The organism is Brevibacillus sp. TJ4, from assembly GCF_044627595.2.
Taxonomy (GTDB): Bacteria; Bacillota; Bacilli; order Brevibacillales; family Brevibacillaceae; genus Brevibacillus.
On the sequence record NZ_CP185865.1, the window covers coordinates 4,344,598 to 4,348,424 of the forward strand.

At 51.6% G+C, this 3,827-nt stretch carries 2 protein-coding genes (1 of these 2 running past the window's edge); both read right to left on the reverse strand.

All coding sequences use genetic code 11. The features are described 5' to 3' along the window. Nucleotides 1-2,219, reverse strand: the 5' portion of a protein-coding gene (gene gyrA, locus ACAF76_RS21510) for a DNA gyrase subunit A (RefSeq protein ID WP_421617354.1). It extends 310 nt beyond the left edge of the window; 2,219 of the gene's 2,529 nt are visible here — the first part of the coding sequence; it begins with the start codon at nt 2,217-2,219; the stop codon falls past the left edge of the window. Nucleotides 2,220-2,374: 155 nt separating this feature from the next. Then, a complete protein-coding gene (locus ACAF76_RS21515; RefSeq protein ID WP_421617355.1) occupies nt 2,375-3,646 on the reverse strand; it encodes an MFS transporter in 1,272 nt (423 codons plus the stop codon). Nucleotides 3,647-3,827: the final 181 nt, after the last annotated feature.

The window sequence follows — 3,827 nt, forward strand, 5'->3', positions numbered from 1 at the left end:
ACGTTGTGGGTCTTGATCCCTTTTCCACCGCGCGTCTGTACCCGGTATTCGTCAACCGGGGTGCGTTTGCCGTAACCGTTGGCGGTGACGATCAGCACCTCTGCTCCCGGCTTCACTACGTCCATATCAATGACATCATCGTCATCATCGAGCGTAATTCCTTTCACACCGGTAGCGTTGCGGCCCATGGTCCGGACATCGCTTTCCTTGAAACGGACAGACATCCCGTTTTTCGTACCCATGATGATTTCTTGCTGTCCATCAGTCAGACGGACGGCGATCAACTCATCATCGTCACGCAGTGTGCATGCGATCAAGCCGACTCTGCGGATATTTTCGTACGAAGACAGGAGGGTCTTCTTGATAATCCCTTTTTTCGTGGCGAAGAACAGGTATTGTTCTCCGTCGAACTCCTTGACCGGGATTACCGCGTTGACATGCTCCCCTTTTTCGATCTGAATCAGGTTGATAATCGGGGTCCCTTTCGCGGTACGGCTCAAGTCAGGGATCTCATACCCTTTCAAGCGATACGCTTTTCCTTTGCTCGTAAAGAACATAATGTAATCATGCGAATTGGTGATATACAAATGTTCCACGAAATCGTCGTCTTTTGTACCCAATCCCTGGATACCGCGCCCGCCGCGTTTTTGCGCCCGATAGGTGCTGACTGGCAGCCGCTTGATGTATCCGTCATGGGTCAGCGTAATCACGACATCTTCTTCTGGAATCAAATCAGCATCTTCAATGTGATTTTCGTCCAGAGTGATCACCGTGCGACGCTCATCGCCGAATTTGTCTTTGATCTCGCTGAGCTCATCGTGAATAATCGCGTAGATTTTGCTTTCATCAGCCAGGATCGAACGGAGCTCACTGATTTTGGCGAGCAATTCCTGATACTCGCCTTCGATCTTCTCACGCTCCAATCCGGTCAAACGCTGCAGACGCATATCGAGAATCGCCTGGGCTTGTTCGTAACTCAGGCTGTAGTTGTTCATCAGTCCATCGCGGGCTTCTTCCGTTGTCCGGGAAGCACGAATCAGGCTGATGATGTCGTCAATATGGTCGAGTGCGATCCGCAAGCCCTCCAAAATGTGAGCGCGGGCTTCTGCTTGCTTCAGGTCATACTCTGTCCGTTTGCGAATAATCTCGCGCTGATACTCCAGGTAATAGTACAGGATGTCGCGCAGATTGAGGACGCGCGGACGGTTGTTCACCAGTGCAAGCATATTGATGCCAAATGTAGACTGCATTTGGGTATGCTTGAACAGGTTGTTCAGCACGACCTTTGGAATCACGTCGCGGCGAAGCTCGATGACGATCCTCATTCCTTTGCGATCCGACTCGTCGCGCAGATCGGTAATACCGTCAATTTTCTTCTCACGCACCAGCTCGGCGATCTTCTCCACCAATCTGGCTTTGTTCACCTGGTAAGGAAGCTCCGTCACGATGATGCGCGGTTTTCCTTTTTCCTCTTCGATCAGAGTTTTGGCGCGGATGATTACAGAGCCGCGGCCTGTCTCATAAGCGCGTCGGATTCCGCTGTACCCGAGAATTTCCCCGGCAGTCGGAAAGTCCGGCCCTTTGATGTACTTCATCAGCTCTTGGATTGTAATATCCGGGTGCTCAATCATCGCCAAAATGCCGTCGATGACCTCCGTCAGGTTATGCGGAGGAATGTTGGTCGCCATCCCTACGGCAATTCCCGCCGCGCCATTTAGCAGCAGGTTCGGAAAACGGGAAGGCAGGACAACCGGTTCTTCCTTGCGCCCGTCGTAGTTGGGAGCGAAGTCGACAGTCTCTTTATCAATATCGCGCAACAATTCCAAGGCAATCTTGGAAAAACGCGCTTCGGTATAGCGCATCGCCGCCGCTGGGTCACCGTCTATTGAACCAAAGTTCCCTTGCCCTTCGACGAGCATGTAGCGCATATTGAAATCCTGCGCCATCCGAACCATGGCTTCATAAATGGAAGAGTCTCCGTGTGGATGGTAATTGGCCATTACTTCCCCGACGACGTTGGCTGATTTACGGAAGCCTTTGTCGGGTGTAAGACCCATGTCATGCATGGCATACAAAATCCGCCGGTGAACCGGCTTCAGTCCGTCGCGAACATCAGGCAGCGCGCGACTGACGATAACGCTCATGGCATAACTAATGAACGATTCTTTCATCTCTTTGCTAATATCAACTTTGGGAAACCGTGCAGTTTCTTCCGCCATAAAGGGCAAACCTCCAACTGGTTTTCACAATACTTCATTATACCATAGAAAACGCGAGAACGTCCAAATTATCCGGGAAATCTCGCCTCACTGTCACCATAAAGAAAAGAACAGCAAACAGGCACCAGTCTCCCAGTGCCTGTTCTTCGAGCTGCTTACATATTTTGGCTGGTGAGCGGAGTCGATGCTGTCTTTCCGATCCGCATGACCATGAGCGATGCCAGCAGGCAGAAAATCCCCGCAGCGATAAACATGAAGAAATAGCTGTTCAAAATGGAGTAGACGAGTCCTCCGCCGTAGGCCGCCACAGCCGCACCCAGTTGATGCGCGGCCAGGATCCACCCGAATAGCACCCCGGCCCGTTGTTGGCCAAAGAGGTTTGTTGTCAGTTTTACTGTAGGTGGAACGGTAGCTACCCAGTCCAAACCGTAAAAAATAATGAAGATTGCCAAGCTGAAACCGGAGGAGGACAGGGCATAGGGGAGAAGCATCAGAGAGATTCCGCGCAACCCGTAATACCAGAACAGCAGCCACCGATTGCTGAAGCGGTCGGAAAGCCACCCCGAAACGGTCGTTCCGACGATGTCAAACACGCCGATCAACGCCAATAAGCTAGCCGCCGTCACCGCGGGAATCCCGTGATCCAGGCAGGCAGCGATGAAGTGTGTGCCAATCAATCCATTGGTAGTCAGCCCGCAAATAAAAAAACTACCTGCGAGCAGCCAAAAATCGAAGGAACGAACCCCTGTAAGCAAACCGTCGATTGCTACGCGAAACGGATTTTTCGTCTGGACAATATGTTCCTCGTCTTCAGTTCCTCCGTAGGCACGCAAGCCTTTGTCGCTTGGTTTATTGCGCATGAAAAGCCAAACAAACGGAATCAGTACTAAGACAGCCATGGAAACCGTCCAGCTCGCGCTTCGCCATCCTTCTGTATCCGCCAAACTCGCGAGCAACGGCAAAAACAGAAGCTGTCCTGTAGCGCCTGCGGCTGTGAGAATTCCTACGACCAAACCGCGATGGCGTACAAACCAGCGATTGGCAACCATCGCTCCCAAAACGGACGCGGTACAGCCAGAACCCAGTCCTACCACTACACCCCACAAAAGCGTCAGTTGCCAGGACGCTTGCATCCAGGTAGTAAGCGATGTGCCAAGTACAAGCAGAAACAGGGCGACGAGCGTAACGCGTCGTATCCCGAATCGATCCATAACCGCAGCCGCAAACGGCCCCACCAGGCCGTACAATAGCAGATTGATCGAGAGTGCAAACGAAATGGCGGAGCGGCTCCAGCCAAATTCCTCTTCTACAGGAACCATAAACACACCCGGTGCAGAGCGGATGCCTGCTCCGATCAACAAAATAAAAAAGGTTACACCAGCAACGATCCAGGCGTAGTGAAGACGCCGCGATGGAGCATCACTCATCGTTCTCACCCACTACTCAAAATATTCTTGTCTTTACATGTAATCCCTACTATAGACCTTCGCTGGGAATTCGTAAACAAAAAAAGCCATCCGCAATGGATGGCTTAGCCTTGTTCCTTCAAAACTGGATCTGCATGCATGCTATGGATTGTGTGTGGATAAGTCCTCGACCGATTAGTAT

Excerpts from the sequence above, each read along its gene's own strand:
- ACAF76_RS21515 (WP_421617355.1), bottom strand. The coding sequence starts at position 3,646 with ATGAGTGATGCTCCATCGCGGCGTCTTCACTACGCCTGGATCGTTGCT.